Below are 23,552 nucleotides of genomic sequence, written 5' to 3'. Positions count from 1 at the left end.
GTATACAACAATAAAAGAGAGGATTCTCAAATGAAAATCCTCTCTCGTTTATCCTGTATTAATGGGCAGTCCGATTGGTTCAACTAATTAAAGTTTCACTTTATGCTGCGACTTTTTTATGCGTATGATGTTTACGATAACGTCCACGCATTGCGTATGCAATTTGCGGGATTGCAATCCCAATTAAAATAAGTGATACACCGAACCATTGTGAAGATAGTACAGCCTCTTTTAAAACGAATACTGACATAATTGTTGTAACTGGTAGTTCCGCTGCACCAAGAATAGTCGCTAAGCCAGAACCGATTTTTGGAATCCCGATTGTAAAGGCAATAGATGGAATAACGATACTAAATGTTCCTAATCCTAAACCGTATTTCCAAAGACCTTGAGAAATGGCACCATTAAAAATAAATGTTGGTGGGAATACAATCATGACTAAAGTTAAAGCACCAGTCATTAAGAGAACACCGCGCGGTAATGAAGGTACTTCAACAGCAACTTTTCCGCTTACGAAAATGTATGTTGCGAATGTAACAGCAGATAATAAACCTAAAATGACCCCAGTCGTATCGAAAGCACCTACTGATTGTTCAAGTAAACCACTTGATAAAAATGTCCCTACAAGTAAGAAAATAACAGAAATAACTTTTTCTCTTGAAGGTAATGTTTTTGTTGCGACTGCTTCAATGATAATTCCGACCCAAACGAATTGGAATAAAAGAATAATTGCAATAGAAGCTGGTACAGTTTTTAATGAAGCATAATAAAAAATTCCGGTAAAACTTGCAGATGTTCCTGCAACGAATAAAAGTAATGCTTGCTTTAAAGGAACGCGATGTCTAGAAAATAGAAGTGTAATAGCAAGCAAAATAATCCAACCGAACAAATATTGGCTGCCAATTACCTCTCCAAGTGAAAATCCTTCTGCATATGCAAGCTTAACAAAAATAGCTAAAATTCCATAACTACACGCTCCTAATAAAACTAAAAGAGAATAACGAAGCATGAAAAATTCCTCCCATCTATATGAAGTTATTCCGTATCGAAAATATATAACTAGAGGGAAGTATACAAAATTAGAAATAAAGGGTCAAATGAAAGAAAAGTATGACATTTTATAGAATAATAATAAAAGTATGATATTTATGCATAATCTTGAAATTTTTAATAGTAGAAGTATTATAAAATAAACTTTGCATTGTATAGAGATAGCATTTGAAAAAAATATTTTTTAAACCAATATGTATATAGACGTACTAGTAACGTGCTAATTATTTGAGAAACTATGTTACCTTTGTTATGGTAATAACAATTAAAGGAGTTTTATAATCCATTTGGTTTTTTTCTATATAATAGAAGGAAATGAAAACGTTTTATTAGAAACTGTGAGGAAGTGCGGTTTTTCTTATTGCCACGTTGTAAAAGTGATTTCACGAATTGTTCATAGTATTTTTATGTGTTTTTGTTACAATATTTAGGGAGAGGAGTGGAATGATGCAAGATATTAGTATTTTTTTAGCGTTTGGCGCCGGGTTCTTATCATTTATTTCCCCATGTTGCTTACCGCTTTACCCGGCATTTTTATCGTACATAACAGGTATGTCGGTTTCTGAATTGAAAGAAGAAAATGCAATGCTTCGCAAAAGAAGTATGATACATACAGCGTTTTTCTTACTTGGATTTTCAATTATATTTATTGCAATTGGATTTGGTACAAGTTTTATTGGAGGAATCTTTACTGACTATAAAGATTTAATCAGACAGTTAGGTGGTATATTTATCATCGTGTTCGGCTTAATTATTGTCGGGGTGTTTAAGCCGAAATTTTTAATGCAAGACCGTAAATTTACATTTAAAAATCGTCCAAGTGGCTATTTTGGATCAGTACTAATAGGATTAGCTTTTGCAGCAGGATGGACGCCATGTACCGGACCAATTCTAGTGTCTGTAATTGGATTAGCAGCAACAAATCCAGAATCAGCAATGATATATATGATTGCTTACATACTTGGATTTGCAATCCCGTTTTTCGTACTGTCATTCTTTATTACGAAAATGTCTTGGATTAAAAGAAATAGTATGGCCTTCATGAAAGTCGGAGGATATATTATGATTGTTATGGGTGTCTTCCTATACTTTAACTGGATGACGAAAATTATCGTATATTTCTCAAGTTTATTTGGTGGTTTTACTGGTTTTTAGTATTATTCTGCGAAAATGTTGGAAATACTAACGGAAAAGCATATAATGAAAGTATATTTTGCATATAGCCACAAAAAAGGATGAGAAAATATGAACATAGTTCTTTTATCAAGTATCGTTGCTGTTTGTATGGCTGTCGGTGCGATGTTTATTCGTTTAAAAGCAGCTAAGAAACCTGCAACATTGAAAAAAATTATACTTCCACCATTTTTTATGAGTACGGGTGCATTGATGTATGTTTTTCCTGAATTTCGATTAACTCCAGCAGAAATGTTAGAAGCAATTGGTGTCGGTTTGATTTTCTCTATTTTTCTTATTAAAACATCTAAATTTGAAATTAGAGGACAAGAGATTTATTTGAAGCGTTCAAAAGCCTTTGTTTTCATATTAATTGGATTACTTGTAGTGCGGATTGTATTTAAAACCTACTTAAGTCAATCTCTTGATTTAGGACAACTTAGTGGCATGTTCTTCTTACTTGCGTTTGCGATGATTGTGTCATGGAGAATTGCAATGTATCGTTCCTTTACGAAATTACAGAAGGAAATGGAAAAAGAAGATGGTTTTTATAATGAAAAAGATATGAAGCTAACTTAAAAACTGTATATGTACCAAATAAAAAGACAGCGTTTTTGACGCTGTCTTTTTATTTATAGTGCTAACACTCACTGTCCCAGCCTCGGCGTATAAACCGTGTGCCATCAAAAAAACAATTTAAATTTGGTGATACGAATGGACCGATAAACGTAATGATGTTTGGGTCTGAAGTTTCGTCAACGGAAATTGGTGGTTTAGTAGGGTCAGGTCGTAGTGTAATAGCGAATGCGAGCGGTATTGCGAATGAGACCGTCTCGTGGCTCTGCTGTTACTTGAACGATAAACCGAACAACAACGGATTCACCTGGATTAACAGTTCCAATAATAATACCGATAGTTGGGTTAGTTCCAGGACGTATTACTCCGTTTACTGTTACTGAATTCGGATAGAAAGTAACTTCGGGAGGCAGTGAATCAGTAATGAGTACATTATTTGCATGAGTAGCGCCATTGTTAGTAAAGGTAAGTGTATATGTGATGAAGTCACCGAGTTCTACACGATTTACATTTGCGGTCTTAATAAATGTGTTTGGCTCATTAGGGTTTACTTCTATCGTAATTGGTGGTGTTGTTGTCGTTGTTGTGATAGGTGGTCTAGTAGGATCAGGTTGAGAAGTATACGTAATGGACGCGATATTTGTAATTATTCTATTAGCTGGAAGTGTAACAACCTGTGCTTGGAATGAAATAGTTACGGATTCTGTTGGATTAAGAGTTCCGACTAAAATGCCTGTGGATGGATTTGCGTTTGGAACGGGAATGTTATTAATTGTGACACTATTTGGAATGAATGATGTGCCGACAGGAAGTGAGTCTGTAACAGAAATGTCAGTGACAGGAATCGTACCTTCATTTTGGAATGTGATAGTAAATGTAATCGTATCACCTACTGAAACGATGGATTTATCAGCGGTTTTTATCGGATTGATAGTCCCAACGTTTACAGGGGTAATTGTAGTAGGAGTAGGTGTAGTAACGGATACAGGTGGCTTAGTAGGATCAGGTTGATACTGGAAGGAAACGTTACCTTGGTTTTGAATTTCTCCGCTTGGTGGAATTGAAGTAACTAGGACACGGAAAGAAATCGTTGCGGATTCAGAAGGAGCAAGTGTTGAAATAGGAATGCCTGTGGATGGATTTGCGGTTGGTTGCGGCACATTGTTAATAGTAACACTATCTTCAATGAACGAAGTACCGACAGGAATTGTATCAGTTACAACAATATTATTAGCAGGAATGGTACCTGTATTTTGGAGTGAAATCGTATACGTAATAATATCACCTAGTGTAACTGTTTCCGGCGTAGCTCTTTTTTGTGGATTTAATATAGCTGTATTTACATTCGTTGTGTTAATTGGAGTAGGGTCTGTAATGGTAATAGGAGGTTCACCAGGAACTGGTTCATATGTGAAAGTAACAGTTGCTTGATTTCGAATGATACCACCAGGTGGTACACTTGTTACTCTTGCTTGGAATTGAACCGTAATTGTATCGTTCGGATTGACTGTACCTACAGGTATACCCGCTACAGGATTTGCTCCAAGATCCAGAATACCATTTATTATAACGGTACCTGGAACAAATGTTAGCCCATTTACTAATGGATCGGTAATTATAACGGAAGTTGCAGGGACTGATCCACGATTTTGGAAGGTTACGGTATACGTTATGATTTCATTTATATCTACAATTTGTTTGTCTGCTAGTTTATTTGGGTTAGGTGTAGGTGTAATAACGGATACTTCAACAGTTGGAGTAGGATCTGTAATGGTAATAGGGGGTTCGCTAGGGTTTGGCTGGAATGTGTAAGTGACAGTTGCAGTGTTTTTAATAATACCGTCTGGCGGGAGTGTAGTTACAGTAACCTGATAAGTTAATGTAACAATTTGCCCTGGAGTTACAGTACCGATATTTACACCACTATTTGGATTTGCTCCAGGTGAAGAAATACCATTTATCGTAACGCTGTTGGGAATAAAAGTAGTACCACTTGGAGTAGGGTCTGTAATAATCACATCTGTCGCATTTATATTTCCGACATTTTGGAACGTAACTGTATAAGTGACAGTATCACCAAGATTAATAACTTGAGGGGATGCTTGTTTGTTAGGGTTAGTAGTCACTTCACTTACTTGGGTCTTTGTAGTAGGTGTAGGCGTAGTAATAGATATAGGTGGTCTAGTAGGATCTGGCTGGTATTGGAATGAAACTGTCCCTTGATTTTCAATAAAACCTGTCGGCGGTATCGATGTTACTTGTACTTGGAAAGTTACGACGGCCGAGGTGTTAGGTTCTAATGTACCGATAAGAATTCCAGAACTAGGGACGGTACCTGGTTGTGGCACGTCATTAATCATTACACTATTTGGAATGAAAGTAGTACCAGCTGGAATAGGATCGGTTACAAGTACATTCGTGGCAGGGACAGTTCCTGTATTTTGTAAGGAGATTGTATAAGTGATTGTGTCACCTAATAAAGCAAATACTTTATCAGCGGATTTTGTAGGATTCGTTGTTGCTGTGTTGACATTTGTAGTAGTAGGAGGCGTTGGAGTAGTTACTGTTACTGGTGGTTCTCCAGGATTAGGTTGGAATGTGTAGGTGATAGTAGCTTCATTTACAATAATTCCGTTAGGTGGTATGGAAACAACGCGAACTTGGAATGTTAAAACAACTGATTGACTAGGGTTTAATGTGCCCAGAGGGATGCCAAGAGCTGGGTCAAGATTACTAGTTGGTACACCATTAATTGTAACGCTATTTGGAATGAAAGTAGTTCCTGTTGGGATGGGGTCTGTAAAAACGATGTCTGTCAGTTGTACAGTTTGTAAGTTTTGGAAGGTAACGGTGTACGTAATAATATCACCTATATCAACGTTGTTTCGATCAGCTGTTTTCGATGGATTAATAATACTATTAATGATTTCAGTATTAACTGGTGGTGTTGTCTCTGTTTCTGTAATAGGAGGTTCATTTGGATTAGGCTGAGATGTAAAGTTGACTGAACCAACATTTGTAACAACCCCGTTAGGCGGTATATTTGTAATCGTTACTTGGAATGTGATGGTTACTATTTGATTCGGTTGTATTGTACCGATAGATATTCCAATACTTGGATCAATACCTGGTTGTGAAATACCATTTACTGTAACGGAATCCACAATAAATTGTGTACCTACTGGTGGTGGATCAATGACAGATACATTTGTCATAGGAATATTTCCGATGTTTTCAAGAGTGATTGTATACGTGAGTGCATCTCCAATGTTAGCAACTGATAAATCTACTGTTTTAGTTGACTCTAACTCTGCATTTTGTACAATTGTTTGTGCAATTGGAGTAGGTGTGGTTGTTGTAATAGGCGGAAGAGTAGGGTCTGGTTGAGATGTGTAAGTGACATTTGCTTCATTTGAGATAATACCATTTGGTGGTAGAGCAGTTACTTGTACTTCTAAAGTAACAGCTACTATTTGTCTAGGGTTTAGTGTGCCAACTGGAATTCCTGTTTCAGGGGTTAAGTCAGGTTGTGAAATACTGTTAATCGTAATGCTTTCAGGAATAAATGTAGTTCCAGTAGGGATAGAATCTGTAATAATGACATCAGTTGCAGGTATATTACCAGAATTTTGAAGGGTGATTGTGTAAGTGAGTGTATCACCAATACTTGCAAACTCACGGTCTACTGTTTTTTGCGGATTCGGGTTAGCGGTATGAACCGGTAAAGTAACAGTAGGAGTTGTTTCCGTCGTTGTAATAGGTGGTTCACTAGGATTAGGTTGAGAAATATAGGTTACAACTGCCGTATTTTCTATTTTCCCGTTAGGTGGAATAGCATTTATTTGTACTTGGAACGTAACTGTGACGGTTTCCCCAGGGTTAACAGTACCGACAGAAATGCCTGTAAGGGGGCTTACACCAGGTTGAGGGATAGTATTTACTGTAACACTATCAGTAATAAAAGTTGTACCAGGTGGCAAAGAGTCTGTAACTGTTACACCTGTAGCAGGTATAGTTCCTTGGTTTGTAAAAGTGACAGTATAAGTTACGATATCACCAATTTCTGCAAACGTAAGATTTGCGGTTTTAGTAGGGCTTATGACTACAGTTTGAATAGGAGTCGTTGTTTCGGGAGTCGTTTCTGTTTTTGTGACTGGAGGTAAGTTTGGATCTGGTTGATAATTAAATGTTGCACTTCCTTGATTGCGTATTTCTCCACTAGCAGGGATGTTTACTACTCGTACTTGGAAAGTAATGGTCGCTCGTTCGGATGGTGCTAAAGTTCCAAGTGAAATTCCAGATGCTGGATTCGATCCTGGTTGAGGAATACCATTAATCGTAACACTGTCTGGAACTAATATAGTACCAGTAGGGATAGAATCCACTACTGTTATATTCGTAGCAGGGACAGTACCGGTGTTTTGAAATGAGAGCGTATAGGTAATGATATCATTTAATGCAACAAAGGAAAGATCTGCTGTTTTTTGTGGATTTAGTGTTGCAGTATTAACTGCCGTTTCTGTTTCAGAAGTTGTAATAGTTGTCGTAACAGGAGGTTCATTCGGATTTGGCTCATATGTGAATGTTATATTTGCTTGATTTCTAATGATTCCCCCGGACGGGATGCTATTTACTACACCTTGGAACGTAATTGTAATACTTTGACCAGGATTTACAGTGCCAACTGGTATACCAATTTCGGAATTTTCTCCAAGTTCTGATGTTCCATTCACAACAACGCTACCTGGAACGAATGAAACACCAGATGGAAGTGTATCTTTTACGATAACGTTTGTAGCGGGTACAGTTCCTCTATTTTGGAATGTTACAGTAAAAGTAATCGTATCTCCTATATCGGCAATTTGTCGATTGGCAGATTTTGTAGTCGTCGGATTTGGATTGTTAATTGGGATGTTCACACTTGGAGTCGTAGTAGTTGTTGTAACGGGAGGCTCACTCGGATTCGGTTGATATTGATAAGTGAAGGATGCTTGGTTTCTAATTATCCCGTCAGGTGGTAAATTTGTAACGACAACTTGGTAGGTGATTGTTTTTGTTTCCCCGACAGAAATAGTACCAAGTTGTATTCCGAGTTCTGGATCGGAGCCAGGATTTGAAACGCCATCAATCGTAACGCTATTTGGAACGAAAATAGTCCCGTTAGGTGTAGGGTCTGTAACGACTACATTTGTAGCTGGAACTGTCCCATTATTTGTAAAAGTTACCGTATAGGTAATTGTATCTCCTATATCAGCAACTTGTTTGTCTGCAGATTTTGTAGGCGTAGTAACAACAGTGCCAACTTGAGTTTCTGTTTTAGGAGTTGGGGTCGTTTTTGTAACAGGAGGTTCATTTGGATTAACAATATGATTAAATGATACAATACCCTGATTTTCTATAAGGCCATTTGGTGGCACACTTGTAACTTGAACTTGGAATGTAATTGTTTTTGCCTGATTTGGAATTAAAGTGCCGATTGATATACCGTTTTCAGGATTACTGTTAGGTTGTGAGACACCATCAATCGTGACGCTATTTGGAATAAATGTTGTACCGTTTGGAATAGGATCGGTTAGTACAATATTCGTTGAGGAAACAGTGCCGTTATTTTGTAAACTAATTGTATACGTAATAATATCACCAATGTCAACAAAAGTACGATTAGCAGATTTTGTAGGATTAACCGTAGCGGTATTAACAGTGACTGTAGTAGGTGCTGTCGGTTCAGTTGTTGTAACAGGAGGCCTTGTTGGATCTGGCTGATACGTATATGTCGTTGAAGCTTCGTTTGTAATAACACCGCCAGCAGGTACTTGTGTAACAAGAACTTGGAACGAGAGTGTTTTCGTTTCACCAGGATTAATTGTTCCAACTGGAATTCCTAGTGCTGGATTTGAATTTGGAACGGGAGCATTATTTAAGACTACGCTATTTGGAATGAATGTTGTCCCAGCAGGAATTGTATCATTAAAAACTACATTCGTAGCAGGGATTGTACCATCATTAGTAAATGTAATCGTATACGTAATAATATCACCGATATCAACAGCAGTTTTATCCACCGTTTTAACAGGATTTGTAATAGCGGTATTAACAGGAGTAGTAGTAGGTGGTGTAGGGGTTGTTGTTGTAATAGGTGGTTTTGTTGGATCGGGTTGATACGTAAATGTTGTGGTTCCGATATTTCGGATTAAGCCATTCTCTGGGAGAGAGGTAACTTGAACTTGGAATGTAACTATAGCATTTGCACCAGCAGCGATTGTGCCGATTTGTATACCGCCAGCAGGATTTACACCTGGTTGTGAAGTGCCGTTAATTGTGACGCTATTCGGAATAAATGTAGTGCCATTTGGAATTGGATCAGTTACAATAACGTTCGTCGCAGCGATGTTTCCTGTATTCGGTACAGTAATTGTATACGTAATAATATCACCAATATCAGCAATTTGTGGACTAGCAGTTTTTGTTGGATTTACAATTGCAGTTTGTACAGAAGTAGTTGTTGGAGGTGGTGTTGTCGTAGTTGTCGTTGGGGGTTCAGACGGGTTTGGTTGCGATGTAAATGTTATATTTGCTTCGTTAGTAATCGTTCCGTTAGCCGGAAGAGAAGTGACTTGAACTTGAAATGTGACAGTTGTAGTTTGACCAGCAGGAATCGTACCTAGCGGAATATTTGTTGGTGTTACACCAGATTGTGTCGCTCCATTAACTGTAACACTGTTTGGAATAAAAGTGGTGCCAGTAGGGATAGGATCGGTGATAGAAACATTTGTTGCTGAAATATTACCGTTATTTGGGACAGTAATCGTATACGTAATGATGTCACCGATATTCACAATTTGTTGGTTTGCACTTTTAGCCGGATTAATGATAGGAGCATTAATTTGTGTTTCGACTATATTACTTGTAGAGTTTCTGTTAATTGGTGGTTGGTTTGGTGGATTATATTGAAAGCTTGAAGTTGCACTATTTGGAATAGGGTTTGGTGTAGGGAGAGTATTAACTCGAACTTGAAACGTAATTGTAGCATTCCCGTTTGCAGCAATCGTTCCTACATTTATTCCAGTAGCAGGATTATCCGTAGTAGGAGTACCATTCACTGTAACGCTACCCGGTACGAACGATGTGCCGGCAGGAGGTGTGTCTGTAATGATAACATTATTAGCGGCTAATGGAGCCTCATTTGTAGCAGTAATTGTATACGTAATTGTATCACCGATCGTAGCAATTGTTTTATCTACTGCTTTTGTTAATGCGACATTAGCTGTGAAAATATCTGTATCAACTATATTGCTTGTTGTTGTACGTGTGATAGTGGGTGCGTTAGGTGCAGGTTGAAATTCGTATCCAAATGATGCTACGTTACTGGCGACAGGTGGGGTAGGAATACTTGTTACATCTACTTGAAAAGTAATTGTAACAGAACCACCAGCAGGAATATTATTAATAGGAATTCCAGTTGAAGGATCGCCGGCTGTTGGAGTACTATTAACAGTTACACTGTTTGGAACAAAAGTGGTGCCAGCAGGTATAGGGTCTGTAAATGTAACGTTTTGGGCAGGAAGTGTTCCGGTATTTTGGACAACGATTGTATAGGTTAAACGACTTCCTATTGTTGCTATTGCCATTCGATTCGTCCTTTCTGTATAAATTTCAATCCGGTCAAGGAATAGAATATTTACAAACAGTATTATTTTAATCATCCAGAAACAATACTATGTGAAAATATTAGTATAAAATAAATTCGTCATTGCATCCTATTCAAATTTATATGGATAGGAATAGGCAAAGGCTTTTTTTTTGCCTAAATTATTCTTTGCGTTACGTATACAAATGTAACTTTTTTTCCTTGTTCGCATTAAATGAAATAGCGAATAAATATTTATTTTATATGGAAGGGAAGTGGAATTATTGGCTTTTGTACAAACATATACGAAAACGGACTCTTTATTTATGGCACACACAGGGAATACAGTTGGTATGCGTGGTATTACAACAGCGACGGCTTATCAGTACAATGCATTAATAACAAGAGATACAAGTTTAAGTTTTGCAGGAGTTCCTTCTTCGGCAGATCCATTAACTTTTGCAGGAACGACAAATGATTGGACATTAAATGGTTCTTGGGCAAGGCTTAATCCTTCATTAACAGATGTACCAGCAACAGCAACTGTAGACTTTGCAATGCTAGTATGGCAAGGAACATTGAGTGCAACTGTGACAGAGACAGTGGTAAATAATAATATGCCTACTCTTCAAACGCCAGATGGAGTTATCCATACAATTACGAGTGTTCCAACATGGGGAGAGACTAGATCGAGCGGCACATTTCAAGGTACCATTTATACACGTGCTGCAAATGTAACAAGTATTTTACAGGGACTTTCGAACCGAGCAACAGGAGATTATTTTGTAGAGAGAATACCAACGGCAAATCCACCAGCGCAAGGGACAGGGGTAGGATGGGCATTAGTTGTTGTGTATCGTGATAATTTATATCCTGTCAGGAATGTTAGTTTATATACTGGTTTACTTATTTCTACATTGGGTGAGACAGCGACGATTTCAAATTTCATCACTCCAGCTGTATCGCCGGTTACTGCTCGTGTATTTACAATGGCAATTAATGGTGATACAGATGCGACAGGTGATAGATTTAACTTAAATGGTACTGGACTTTCAGGACCTAATAATTTAATAAACAACTTTTTTGCTTCACAGGTAAATAATTATTTAGGAAATTTAGATACAGTTGGAAGTTTTGGGGATAGAAATATGCCAATTGGTACTTCTGCGACTAACCGTCGTGCGGAATTTGATGTGACAAATGTACCTGCAAATGGCGTATTAACAGCTGCATCCACTTCTACTACGGTTAATATCCCAAATACATTCGATTATATTTACGCTGGTGCTGTTGGTTTGCAAATAGATTTAGCAGAGGCACGTTTAACAGCTACAAAATCAGTAACTGTAAGTTGAAATAATAGGAAAAGTTAATAAAAATTTTTATCCTAATAGGAGTGAGTTCTATTGGCTTTTGTTCAAGCTTACGGTAAAAATGATAACTTATTTATGATGCACACAGGCAATACGATAGGAATGCGTGGTACTGCAAATACAAATTTTGCTTACAATGCACTTATTACATTAAATACTGACTTAACTTTTGGAGGAGTACCCTCATCAACTGATCCAAATACATTTGGAGGTACGACAAATGATTGGACATTAGATGGATCATGGGCTGAATTAAATCCGTCAACTACTATTGTTCCAGCTACGGCGGTTGTGGATTTTGCATTACTTGTTTGGTCAGGTGGATTGGATACGGCTGTTACAACTGCTGTTGTTGATGCGAATCCTCCAAATCTAGTTACGCCTGATGGAACGAGTACACAAGTGACAATTAATTCGGCATGGTCATCAGAAGGGACGAATTTACCTTTTATAGCCAATGTATATAACAGAGCGGCAGACGTTACATCTTTACTACAAGGGTTACCTAATCGAGCAGCAGGTAGATATAGCGTAACAAGATTACCTACGCGTCAGCCAGTTGGTTATGGTGCAGGATGGTCGTTGATTGTTGTATATCGTGATTCCTCATACCCGATGAGAAATGTGAGTTTATTCCCAGGTTTTTTATTATCAGGTACACCACAAATACTTTCTGGATTTTTCACACCGGCTACAGGGACGGTGACAGCAAGAGCTTTTGTAATGGCGGTGAATGGTGATCCAAATTTTACAGGTGATAACTTTCAATTGAACTCTGTGACATTAACGGGACCGAATAATCCATCGGGGAACTTTTTTAGAGGGCAAGTGAATGATATTAACGGGAATTTAAATACAATTGGTAGTTTTGCAGATCGGAATTTTTCGGGGACAACTACAAATGCAAATGCGAGAGCTGAATTTGATATTACAAATGTAAATGCAACAGGATCAATTGCACCAAATACGACATCTACACAAGTCAACATTACAGGTACAGGCGATACGATTTATACGAGTGCGGTCGGTTTGCAAATAGATTTAGCAGAAGCTAGATTAACAGCCGTAAAATCTGTAACTGTAAGTTAAAAAAGATTGCTATAAGTTAGCAATCTTTTTTTCATGAGGGGTATTTTGTTAGTAAAGATTGATAGTTAGAATAATCAATCTTTTTTTCTTGTAGTTTTTTTATTAAAAATTTATGATCACGCTTTGGTGTGGCAATGATATATCCCTTAATAATTAAGTCTTGTGTAATTTGAGAGGCATTTTCTTGTAATGCAAGTTCCCCAATTTTTCCAGCAATCTTTGATTTTGCAACATCACGAAATAGTTCTGGAACAGGACTTACAAGCTCTTCTAACAATTGTTTTTGTTCATCAGCCCATAAATGTCTCGTTTTATTTATGTAGTGTTCTTCCCAATCCAAAATGGACATGCCGTCTTCTTTTGGTAATCGTTTCAGGAATTTTCTGAACATAAAATATCCACCGATAGACATAAGCCCTAACAAAATAACCGTCCATAATACAATGAACCAACTGAACCATCCTTCGAGCAAGCATATCCCCCCTTAATGATAGCGGTTTTCTTTTATTCATATTATATACAGTGAGATTCATAGAAAGCAAGAACGCTTGGTCATTTTGACCAAGCGTTATAGTTTAAACGAAGTATAGTTGTTCAACACATAAATTATTATTATCGTCTTCAACATACTCAATAATAAGTGTGCCAACTTTACGATCTTTATCTTCAGTTGTGAAAATAGAGTAAGAAGTAAAACGTGTTTTTGATAGGCCGCTTATATGTGTAGGTAAAGAAATGTAGTCGTTATCGCGGAAGAATTCCATCAGTTCAATATCCTCAAATTCTTTTCGGTCAACTTGTTTGTTTGTATAGCGGCGTTGAAGTTGTTTTAAAGATTCATTCCAAGAAATTGCTTTTGTGTCGTATACCATTGTTCTATCTCCTTACTGTATGTAATTATTAAGAACATACGTTCTAATCTAGTATACTCTTTTTATTAGAAAAGGGAAAGCAAAAAATAATGTAAGCTTGGATTTCCAAGCTTACATTATTGATGCGTCCGTCATAATCTCTATTTTTCATTATAAGTTAGATAAGAATAAGAAACAAGATGATATATATAATGTTGAGAGTTTTCAAGATTCTGTATATTATAGGTGTACTAAAGTGTAAGGGAATGAGAGGCGTGGCATACGTAATTTCACTGCAAGGGCCGATGGCTAGCGGAAAAACAACATTAGCAAAAAGGTTAGAAAAGAGAGGGTTTCGAGTTATATATGAAAATCCATATCCAATTGTAGAGAAGCGAAAAAAATTGAATTTAGATATGAATTCAAAAGTAGGGTTTATTATGAATCAAAAAATGTTTATGGAAGCAAAAATAAAGGAGTTTCAAAATGTGAAAGATTCAGTCGTAATTTTTGATCGCGGACCAGAAGACATTGAGTTTTTTACACTCTTTTATCCAACGATTATAGGAGAAGAGTGGGATATAGAAACTGAATTGAAAGATGAATTATATAAATTAAGAGCATGCCGTTCGGATGTGATTTTTTACTTAGATGTTACGAAAAAGAATGTATATGATAGAAAAAATAATGATAGAACAAGAAACAGAAGTACGTTTGAGGAGCAATTTAAATTAGTAGAAACTGAAAAAGACTGGTATAAACAATTTCCTGTAAATTATGTGGACACGAATAGATTAACAGTGGACGATTTAGAGGTATATTTTATGAACTGGTTAAAGGAGAGAGGGCTATGAAAAAAATACTTTTATTTGTATACTCAACATTTGCAGAGTTTGAAATAACAGTAGCGACGGCATTGCTGAAAAATAAATATGAAATCATTACAGCGGGCTTAACTAAAGAATTGGTTATAAGTGAAACTGGATTGCAAGTGCAGCCGCATATAGAAGTAAGTGAAGTACGTGTAGATGAGTATGAGGGGATACTTATTCCAGGTGGAGAAGAAGTACAGTTGAAAGATGCAAAACCTCTTTTTTCAATCATTCGTCAATTTCATGAACAAGAAAAATTAGTGGCAGCAATTTGTGCTGGACCGTATGCACTAGCAAAAGCAGGGTTATTTAAAGGGATTTCTTATACTGCGACTATAGATTATCAAAAATTCGATTGTTTTCCAGTAGAAAATTTCGTGTATGAAGAAGTTGTGCAACACTCAAATATCATTACAGCACAAGGGCATGCATTTGTACCATTTGGAATAGCAATTGCCTCTTATTTTGGAGTGGCAGACGAACATAATACAGATTTTTATTGTGGTAAAGGCAATGTAGTAATGGAGAAACTTTTACGAGAAAACGTGTAAAAGCTAGCAAATGCTAGCTTTTTTCTTTTTTACACCGATAAATTACTAACGTTTTTGGATCGCGCCATATACCGTTATGGAGAGATAATTCCTTGTTGATTTCTTTTGTTAGCCATTCTTTCATCTCGGCTTGAAGATACATATTATCGGGTATATTTAGCGATGGAAACATGCTGGAAATATAGCTTACTATTGAGGTAGCGTGATGAAAAACGAGCGCATTATGAATAACTGTTTCTTCAACCGTTGGAAAAGCAGATGCTACTATCACTTTACCATTTTCTAAACAAAATGGAGAGACTGCTGGTGATGTTTTCGGTAGATCAAATGCGTCAAGCATGTTGTTACACATTTCAACTATACGAGGTAATGAAACTTTAGAATTTGTTGTAGCTAAAAGTGTTCCGCCAGGACGAATGACTTTATAAAAGCCTTGAACTGTTTTTTCAACATCTTTCACATGGTATAACATATGTCTTGCAATTATTAGGTCATAACAATTTGTTTCGAAAGGAAGTTTACTAGCATCCCCTCGTTTCCATTCTATTAAGTTATTTGTTTTAGCAGCTTCAGCAAGCATAGCTTCGGATTGATCAAACCCGGTTAATGTGCCTTTATGACCATTTGTTTGTAAAAGGGAAAGGAATTTTCCACTAGCGCACCCAACCTCTAATATATTTTCTTCCCCTTGAAGTTGTAAATGTTCAATGACGATCTTATCTAAATCTACGTGTTTTTCTTCGTAATGTGTATGTGTGTCGATGCGTGTTTGTAAATGGTTGCTAACGTTATACTGACGTTTTACATCATTCATTTTGTCACATTCCACCTTTGTGCAAAATTGTTGGATTGCATGTGTTAATATATCTGTTTTCTTTAAACCTTCGTAATGGAGTGCTGATTCAAACCTTTTAAGTAATTTCTCTTCAATTCGAAAATGAATATCTTTTTGTTTTGTCACTGAAATTTCGCCCCTTTGCATCTGTTAGTGAGACTATAGCATGCTTGGAAATTTTGTGTAAATCATTTGTGTACACAAAATTATGGGGATGAAAAAAATGTTTGAATATGATTTTAAACTATTGACGATTTAAACGTTTTCATATATTCTTAAATTAAGTAATATTCAAATAATTCAAAAGAAATGAGAGAGTCACATGCTTCTTCAAGGAACACATCGAATTGGTCGTATGGCCATGCTGTTGGCACTTGCGGATGAGAATGAAAGTCCTGTATTATCCATTCCAAAAGGTTGGAAGTATTGTACGGGGAAAGTGGGTTCGATGAATTCGCAAAAGGTTGTCGCAGCAATGGAAACAGCGGCTAAAAGCAACCAAGTTATTGAAACAGACGTTTACAGAGAAACACATGCACTTTATCATGCAATTATGGAAGCTTTGTACGGAGTGACGAGAGGTCAAATTCAGTTAGCAGACGTTCTTCGTACAGTAGGACTTCGTTTTGCGATTGTGCGCGGTACACCATACGACGGAAAAAAAGAAGGCGAATGGGTTGCTGTTGCATTATATGGAACGATTGGTGCACCTGTAAAAGGATCTGAGCATGAGGCGATTGGTTTAGGAATTAATCACATATGATTTGCCCATAGTCTATTAGTTAGAAGGGGGCCTTACTTTTTTAGGACAGAAGTCTGTCTTAAAAAAGATAAGGTCCCCTTTTGCCTTTTTAAGGAGGAAAAATGATGATTACGTTAACAGGACATACATTGACAGTTGAAGAAATGAAGAAGTTATTACTGGAAGGAGAAGGTGTAACAGCTTGTCCAACTAGTATGCAAAAGGTAGCGGAGTGCCGCGAAGTAGTTGAGAAAATTGTAGAGGACGGAAAAGTCGTTTACGGTATTACAACTGGATTTGGAAAGTTTAGTGATGTGCTTATCCAAAAAGATGATGTAAAGGCACTTCAACATAATTTAATTCAGTCACATGCATGCGGGATTGGTGATCCATTCCCGGAAGAAGTATCACGCGGAATGTTAATTTTACGAGCGAACACAATGCTTAAAGGAGTATCAGGCGTAAGGCCGCTCGTTGTAAATATGCTTCTTGAGTTTGTAAACCGTAAAATTCATCCAGTCGTTCCGCAACAAGGCTCACTTGGTGCAAGTGGCGATTTAGCACCTTTATCTCATCTTGCGCTCGTATTATTAGGCGAAGGTGAAGTGTTCTATAAGGGGAAACGCGTTCATGCAATGGTTGCTCTTACAGAAGAAGGGCTTGAGCCAATTGAACTTGAAGCGAAAGAAGGTCTTGCGTTAATTAATGGTACGCAGGCGATGACAGCACAAGGAGTTCTTTCTTATATAGAAGCAGAAGCAACGGCGTATCAAGCTGAACTAATTGCTTCGATGACAATTGAAGGGTTACAAGGCATTATTGATGCATTTGATGAAAATGTTCATAAAGCACGTGGTTATAAAGAGCAAGTGGAAGTAGCGAGCAGAATTCGTGACATCCTTCACGATAGTAAATTAACAACAAAACAAGGAGAATTACGAGTGCAGGATGCCTATTCACTTCGTTGTATCCCGCAAGTACACGGTGCTTCTTGGCAAGTTTTAAATTATGTAAAAGAAAAATTAGAAATTGAAATGAATGCAGCAACAGATAATCCGCTAATTTTTGATGGCGGAGAAAAAGTAATTTCAGGTGGTAACTTCCATGGTCAACCGATTGCGTTTGCGATGGACTTCTTAAAAGTAGGAATGGCGGAACTTGCAAATATTTCGGAGCGCCGTATTGAGCGTTTAGTAAACCCGCAATTAAATGATTTACCACCATTTTTAAGTCCAGAACCAGGACTACAGTCAGGTGCAATGATTATGCAATATGCTGCAGCGTCGCTTGTTTCTGAAAATAAAACGTTAGCACATCCGGCGAGTGTAGATTCAATTCCGTCTTCTGCTAACCAAGAAGATCATGTAAGTATGGGAACAATTGCTTCACGCCATGCACATCAAATTATTCAAAATGCAAGACGTGTTCTTTCTATTGAGATGATTTGTGCAATGCAAGCAGCAGAATATCGCGGAATTGAAAACATGAGTACAGTGACGAAGAGCTTCTACCACCAAGGTCGTCAGCAGGTGCCATCTATTAAAAATGACCGTATATTCTCAACAGATATTGAAAATATTGCGCATTGGTTAAAAACGAATTATTCGATAAAAGAAAGATTAGATGTAAACGCAGCACTATAAAATGAGAAAAGGGAGAGATTGAAATGGAAAAAGTACAACAAACAATTCGCGCGCCAAGAGGTACAGAGTTACAAACGAAAGGATGGGTGCAAGAAGCTGCACTTCGTATGTTAATGAACAATTTAGATCCTGAAGTTGCTGAAAAACCAGAAGAATTAGTTGTATATGGCGGAATTGGCCGTGCAGCTCGTAACTGGGAAAGCTATCAGGCGATTGTAGATTCATTAAAAACGTTAGAAAGTGATGAAACGTTACTTGTTCAATCAGGAAAACCAGTTGCCATTTTTAAATCACATGAAGATGCACCTCGCGTTCTGTTAGCGAACTCAAACTTAGTACCGAAATGGGCAAACTGGGATCACTTCCGAGAACTAGAGAAAAAAGGTCTTATGATGTACGGACAAATGACAGCTGGTAGCTGGATTTACATTGGAACGCAAGGGATTCTACAAGGAACATATGAAACATTTGGTGAAGCGGCTCGTCAACATTTCGATGGTTCATTAAAAGGTACATTAACACTTACTGCTGGCTTAGGTGGTATGGGTGGTGCACAACCTCTTGCTGTAACGATGAATGGCGGTGTTGTCATTGCTATTGATGTAGATAAGCGTAGTATCGATCGTCGTATTGAAAAGAGATATTGTGACATGTACACAGAATCATTAGAAGAAGCATTAACTGTTGCGAACGAGTATAAAGAGAAGAAAGAACCAATTTCAATTGGCTTGTTAGGAAATGCGGCAGAGATTTTACCAGAACTAGTGAAGCGTAATATTACGCCAGATTTAGTTACGGATCAAACATCTGCTCATGATCCATTAAACGGTTATATTCCAGTAGGTTACACGTTAGAAGAAGCAGCGAAACTTCGTGAAGAAAATCCAGAACGTTACGTACAATTATCAAAAGAAAGTATGACAAAACATGTGGAAGCAATGCTTGCGATGCAAGAAAAAGGCGCAATTACATTTGATTATGGAAATAATATTCGCCAAGTTGCTTTCGATGAAGGTTTGAAAAATGCTTTCGATTTCCCAGGATTCGTTCCTGCATTTATTCGTCCATTATTCTGTGAAGGAAAAGGACCATTCCGCTGGGTGGCACTTTCTGGTGATCCAGAAGATATTTATAAAACAGACGAAGTAATTTTACGTGAGTTCGCTGATAATGAACATTTATGTAACTGGATTCGTATGGCTCGTGAGCAAGTTGAGTTCCAAGGACTTCCATCACGTATTTGTTGGTTAGGTTACGGTGAGCGTGCGAAATTTGGGCGCATCATTAATGAAATGGTTGCAAATGGTGAATTATCAGCACCAATCGTTATCGGTCGTGACCATTTAGATTGTGGATCAGTAGCATCTCCAAACCGTGAAACAGAAGCGATGAAAGACGGTAGTGATGCAGTAGCAGATTGGCCAATTTTAAATGCATTAATTAATAGTGTAAACGGTGCAAGCTGGGTGTCTGTTCACCACGGTGGCGGCGTTGGTATGGGATATTCACTTCACGCTGGAATGGTTATCGTTGCAGATGGAACAGAAGCAGCAGCAAAACGTATTGAGCGTGTATTAACTTCTGACCCTGGTATGGGTGTTGTTCGTCACGTGGATGCAGGATATGACTTGGCAGTGGAAACTGCGAAAGAAAAAGGCGTTAACATTCCAATGATGAAATAAGGAGGAGAAAACATGCTGGACACTTTACTAATAAATATCGGTCAATTACTAACAATGGATCAAGAAGATGGCTTGTTAAGACGGGAAGCGATGAACACGCTTCCTGTTATCGAAAACGGTGCGGTTGGAATTGAAAATGGTGTAATCACTTTCGTTGGAACAGTGGAAGAAGCGAAAGGACTTCAGGCGAAAGAAGTTATTGATTGCGGCGGGAAAATGGTTTCTCCTGGTCTTGTTGATCCGCATACTCATCTTGTATTTGGTGGATCTCGTGAAAATGAAATCGCACTAAAATTACAAGGAGTTCCGTACTTAGAAATTTTGGAAAAAGGCGGCGGTATTCTTTCAACTGTAAATGCAACGAAACAGGCGTCGAAAGAAGAACTTGTTCAAAAAGCGAAATTCCATTTAGACCGTATGCTATCTTTCGGAGTTACTACTGTAGAAGCGAAGAGTGGTTACGGATTAGATGATGAGACGGAATGGAAACAATTAGAGGCAACAGCACAATTACAAAAAGAGCATCCGATCGATTTAGTTTCAACATTTTTAGGTGCTCATGCAGTTCCGAAAGAGTATAAAGGTAAATCGAAAGAATTTTTACAATGGATGTTAGACCTACTACCAGAAATGAAAGAGAAGCAATTAGCGGAGTTCGTTGATATTTTCTGTGAAACAGGTGTGTTCTCTGTCGAAGAGTCAAAAGAGTTTTTATTAAAAGCGAAAGAGCTTGGCTTTGATGTGAAAATTCATGCAGATGAAATCGACCCTCTTGGTGGTGCGGAAGCAGCGGCAGAAATCGGTGCGGCATCAGCGGACCATTTAGTTGGCGCTTCTGATAAAGGGATTGAAATGCTTGCAAACTCGAGTACAGTAGCAACATTATTACCAGGAACAACTTTCTATTTAAATAAAGAAAGCTTTGCTCGTGGTCGTAAAATGATTGATGAAGGTGTTGCAGTTGCGTTAGCTACAGACTTTAACCCAGGTAGCTGTCCAACTGAAAATATTCAGCTTATTATGAGCATTGCGATGCTAAAACTGAAAATGACACCAGAAGAAGTTTGGAATGCCGTAACGGTTAACTCATCATATGCCATTAACCGCGGTGATGTAGCTGGGAAAATTAGAGTTGGTCGTAAGGCAGATTTAGTTTTATGGGATGCTTACAATTATGCTTACGTACCGTATCATTACGGCGTAAGTCATGTGAATACAGTATGGAAGAATGGTAATATTGCATATACAAGAGGTGAACAATCGTGGAGCACGGCCACTATTTAAAGAAAAATGCAAAGTTTATTGATCGTGAAGTGACAAAATGGAGTGAGATGATTAAAGTTTGGGAGGAAGGCGTAGAAATATTCGGTGCTGCCTTAATTGGAGCACCCCTTTCTAAACCATCTATTAGTCATTCAGGAGCAAGTTTTGCTCCAAAGACAATTCGTGCGATGTTAGATGCATATAGCACATATGCAATTACAGAAGAACACGATATGAAAGAAAGTGTCTTATATGATTGCGGCGATATTACGATGCATGTGACGGATATAAAAGAAAGTCATAAACGAATTGCGAAAACAGTTGGGCATGTAACGAAAGTAAACCCGAACATGATACCAATCGTTCTTGGCGGTGACCACTCGATTAGTTTTCCGAGTATAACAGGTTTTGCAAACAGTAAAGGAAAGGTCGGAATTATTCAATTTGATGCTCATCATGATTTACGTAATTTAGATGATGGAGGCCCATCAAATGGTACACCATTCCGTAGTTTACTAGAAAATGATGTCATTGCAGGGAAACAACTTGTTCAAATTGGAATTCGTAATTTTTCTAATGCACGTGCGTACCATGAATATGCAATAGAGCATGGTGTAACAGTGTATACAATGAAAGACGTACGAGAGCGAGAAATAAAAGATATTATCACGGAAAGTATTGAAGTATTAAGAAATCAAGGTGTGACTTCTATTTATATTTCTCTTGATATGGATGTGCTAGACCAAGCGTTTGCACCAGGTTGTCCAGCAATTGGGCCTGGTGGAATGGATAGTACGACTTTACTAGATGCGATTGAATTCCTTGGTAAAGAACCGCTCGTTCAAGGGATGGATATAGTAGAGATTGATCCAACTCTTGATTTCAGAGATATGACGAGTAGAGTAGCAGCGCAAGTGATTATGAGTTTTCTTTTAGCGAGGGAAACGGTTAGTAAGCAGGTTAGTATATAGACGGAAAAGTAGATATTTATTTATGCCTTATCAAAAACACATTACTACTGAAATGTAGTGATGTGTTTTTGTGTTAAAGGAGAATGAATGTGTGTGGAACCGTTAATGGAATTGCGATTTTTATAGTGTATTGTGTAAATTTAATTTCTTGCTTCTGAAGTGTTGACGCGTAAAATGATTTTATGATAAAATAAAAAATTTGACAAAAAACTAAAAGTGTGGTAACCTTGATAAGGTTACCATATATGGAGGTGGATTATTTGTTTCAAATTGGCGATAACATTGTTTATCCAATGCAGGGAGCAGGTATAATTAAAGCCATAGAAGAGAAGGAAATCTCAGGAGAAAAACAACAGTATTATGTTATAAAAATGTCGGCTAGTAATATGGAACTAATGATTCCAACAGGGAGAATATTGAATTCGAATATACGACCAGTTACGGATATAACCACATTAGCACACATAATGGATATTTTTCAACATGGGGAATCAGATAGATTACTTACGTGGAAACAAAGGTATAAATTGAACACTGATAAAATAAAGACGGGTAAAATGCAAGAAGGTGCTGAAGTTGTGCGTGATTTAATGCGTATACAGAAAGAAAAAGCACTTAATGCAAGCGAAAAGAAGATGTTAGATAACGCATATGAATTTTTGATTAGTGAACTGGGATTAATTGAAGGTATCACAGAAAATCAGATAAAAAGCTTTTGTTAAGGTTCATTACAAATAATGTATTATATCCCAAAAAAGATCTTGAATTTTTTGGGAACATAATTATAGAAAATTTATCATTTCAAAGACATTCAACTCTTTCAAACCACTTTTAGAGCATTACCTCTATTGTTATTACTACAATCAAATCCATTTTTATTTTTTAATTTCATTTATGAATGTTCGAAGTTTAATTGAATACTTCGATAAAATAGTTACTTGATTTTTGCAATCCTGATTCACACTGGCACGGACGAGGAGCCGTAAGGATGAAAGAGAGGTAGGGCTTTCATTGTTTTAGGTATATAAGTTATTATTTTTAGAAGAATACTGAACCATTTTCACTTCTATTGATAAGGTGTTTTTTACTAAAGAGATAAACGAATTGACAGCCATATATGGTCAACAAAAAAGGTTTCCTCCTAAGGAAACCTTTTTAATATTATTTACAGCATTTTATTTTTTGGATATTCGAATTTTTTATTGTAAATTCGTAAAAATTGACGTTACTATCTAAAAGTAAGTATGATGCGAT

17 protein-coding genes and 1 pseudogene are annotated in these 23,552 nt (G+C 37.3%); 13 read left to right on the top strand and 5 right to left on the bottom strand.

All coding sequences use genetic code 11. The features are described 5' to 3' along the window. Nucleotides 1-100: 100 nt before the first annotated feature. Nucleotides 101-1,009: an EamA family transporter gene (locus NST86_RS18515; protein WP_000947046.1), complete on the bottom strand. Its 909-nt coding sequence runs from the start codon at nt 1,007-1,009 to the stop codon at nt 101-103. 322 nt (nt 1,010-1,331) lie between these two features. Here NST86_RS18515 and NST86_RS18510 point away from each other — a divergent pair, with 322 nt between their 5' ends. The 3 genes from NST86_RS18510 (at nt 1,332) to NST86_RS18500 (ending at nt 2,802) form a co-directional block, all read left to right on the top strand. Next, complete coding sequence (locus NST86_RS18510; RefSeq protein ID WP_080008939.1) at nt 1,332-1,481, top strand: peptidase T; 150 nt, start codon at nt 1,332-1,334, stop codon at nt 1,479-1,481. 16 nt (nt 1,482-1,497) lie between these two features. Further along, nucleotides 1,498-2,205 carry a cytochrome c-type biogenesis protein CcdA gene (gene ccdA, locus NST86_RS18505; protein ID WP_001152676.1) on the top strand — a complete coding sequence of 236 codons (708 nt, stop codon included), beginning with the start codon at nt 1,498-1,500 and terminating at the stop codon, nt 2,203-2,205. Between the two features lie 90 nt (nt 2,206-2,295). Continuing rightward, a complete protein-coding gene (locus NST86_RS18500) occupies nt 2,296-2,802 on the top strand; it encodes a CcdC family protein (RefSeq protein ID WP_001028440.1) in 507 nt (168 codons plus the stop codon). Nucleotides 2,803-2,863: 61 nt separating this feature from the next. Here the strand turns inward: NST86_RS18500 and NST86_RS18495 are convergent. After that, nucleotides 2,864-10,427 (bottom strand): annotated as a pseudogene (locus NST86_RS18495) (DUF7619 domain-containing protein). Between the two features lie 283 nt (nt 10,428-10,710). Between NST86_RS18495 and NST86_RS18490 the strand changes: the two are divergent. After that, entirely contained in the window at nt 10,711-11,781 is a 1,071-nt protein-coding gene (locus tag NST86_RS18490; protein ID WP_000896239.1) for a hypothetical protein, read from the top strand. 51 nt (nt 11,782-11,832) lie between these two features. Next, nucleotides 11,833-12,888 (top strand): hypothetical protein, encoded by a 1,056-nt coding sequence (locus NST86_RS18485; protein ID WP_016118468.1) that lies wholly within the window; start codon nt 11,833-11,835, stop codon nt 12,886-12,888. 31 nt (nt 12,889-12,919) lie between these two features. Here NST86_RS18485 and NST86_RS18480 read toward each other — a convergent pair whose 3' ends face one another. Together NST86_RS18480 and NST86_RS18475 are read right to left on the bottom strand one after the other, a co-directional pair. After that, the gene (locus NST86_RS18480) at nt 12,920-13,360 is read right to left on the bottom strand and encodes a DUF2621 domain-containing protein (RefSeq protein WP_000889372.1); all 441 of its coding nucleotides are present in this window, start codon (nt 13,358-13,360) and stop codon (nt 12,920-12,922) included. Nucleotides 13,361-13,463: 103 nt separating this feature from the next. Further along, nucleotides 13,464-13,760 carry a hypothetical protein gene (locus tag NST86_RS18475; protein ID WP_000262400.1) on the bottom strand — a complete coding sequence of 99 codons (297 nt, stop codon included), beginning with the start codon at nt 13,758-13,760 and terminating at the stop codon, nt 13,464-13,466. Nucleotides 13,761-14,005: 245 nt separating this feature from the next. Between NST86_RS18475 and NST86_RS18470 the strand changes: the two genes are divergently transcribed. Together NST86_RS18470 and NST86_RS18465 are read left to right on the top strand one after the other, a co-directional pair. Next, nucleotides 14,006-14,593, top strand: a complete 588-nt coding sequence (locus NST86_RS18470; RefSeq protein WP_044795300.1) for an AAA family ATPase — start codon at nt 14,006-14,008, stop codon at nt 14,591-14,593. Then, on the top strand, nt 14,590-15,162 hold the full coding sequence (locus NST86_RS18465) for a DJ-1/PfpI family protein (protein ID WP_044795299.1): 573 nt from the start codon (nt 14,590-14,592) through the stop codon (nt 15,160-15,162). The genes NST86_RS18470 and NST86_RS18465 overlap by 4 nt, the downstream gene beginning before the upstream one ends. A 13-nt stretch (nt 15,163-15,175) precedes the next feature. Here NST86_RS18465 and NST86_RS18460 read toward each other — a convergent pair whose 3' ends face one another. Next, complete coding sequence (locus NST86_RS18460; protein WP_227593178.1) at nt 15,176-16,123, bottom strand: class I SAM-dependent methyltransferase; 948 nt, start codon at nt 16,121-16,123, stop codon at nt 15,176-15,178. Between the two features lie 196 nt (nt 16,124-16,319). On the opposite strand from NST86_RS18460, the gene hutP reads away from it, so the two are divergent. The 6 genes from hutP (at nt 16,320) to NST86_RS18430 (ending at nt 23,020) form a co-directional block, all read left to right on the top strand. Continuing rightward, nucleotides 16,320-16,760 carry a hut operon transcriptional regulator HutP gene (gene hutP / locus NST86_RS18455; protein WP_000926516.1) on the top strand — a complete coding sequence of 147 codons (441 nt, stop codon included), beginning with the start codon at nt 16,320-16,322 and terminating at the stop codon, nt 16,758-16,760. A 104-nt stretch (nt 16,761-16,864) separates the two neighbouring features. Then, on the top strand, nt 16,865-18,382 hold the full coding sequence (hutH, locus tag NST86_RS18450; RefSeq protein ID WP_030027194.1) for a histidine ammonia-lyase: 1,518 nt from the start codon (nt 16,865-16,867) through the stop codon (nt 18,380-18,382). Between the two features lie 23 nt (nt 18,383-18,405). Then, entirely contained in the window at nt 18,406-20,064 is a 1,659-nt protein-coding gene (gene hutU, locus NST86_RS18445; RefSeq protein ID WP_000416947.1) for a urocanate hydratase, read from the top strand. Between the two features lie 12 nt (nt 20,065-20,076). Beyond that, nucleotides 20,077-21,348, top strand: a complete 1,272-nt coding sequence (gene hutI / locus NST86_RS18440; RefSeq protein WP_016118465.1) for an imidazolonepropionase — start codon at nt 20,077-20,079, stop codon at nt 21,346-21,348. Next, nucleotides 21,327-22,298, top strand: coding sequence for a formimidoylglutamase (gene hutG / locus NST86_RS18435; protein ID WP_061663269.1), 972 nt, complete (start codon nt 21,327-21,329; stop codon nt 22,296-22,298). Before hutI ends, hutG begins: the two co-directional genes overlap by 22 nt. Nucleotides 22,299-22,558: 260 nt before the next feature. Further along, a complete protein-coding gene (locus NST86_RS18430; protein WP_227593179.1) occupies nt 22,559-23,020 on the top strand; it encodes a CarD family transcriptional regulator in 462 nt (153 codons plus the stop codon). The last annotated feature ends 532 nt before the right edge of the window (nt 23,021-23,552 follow it).

The sequence above is a fragment of the Bacillus sp. FSL L8-0199 genome (assembly GCF_038005705.1).
GTDB lineage: Bacteria > Bacillota > Bacilli > Bacillales > Bacillaceae_G > Bacillus_A > Bacillus_A cereus.
Note: the sequence above shows the minus strand (reverse complement) of the source record. Positions and strands in the feature narration are given on the sequence as shown.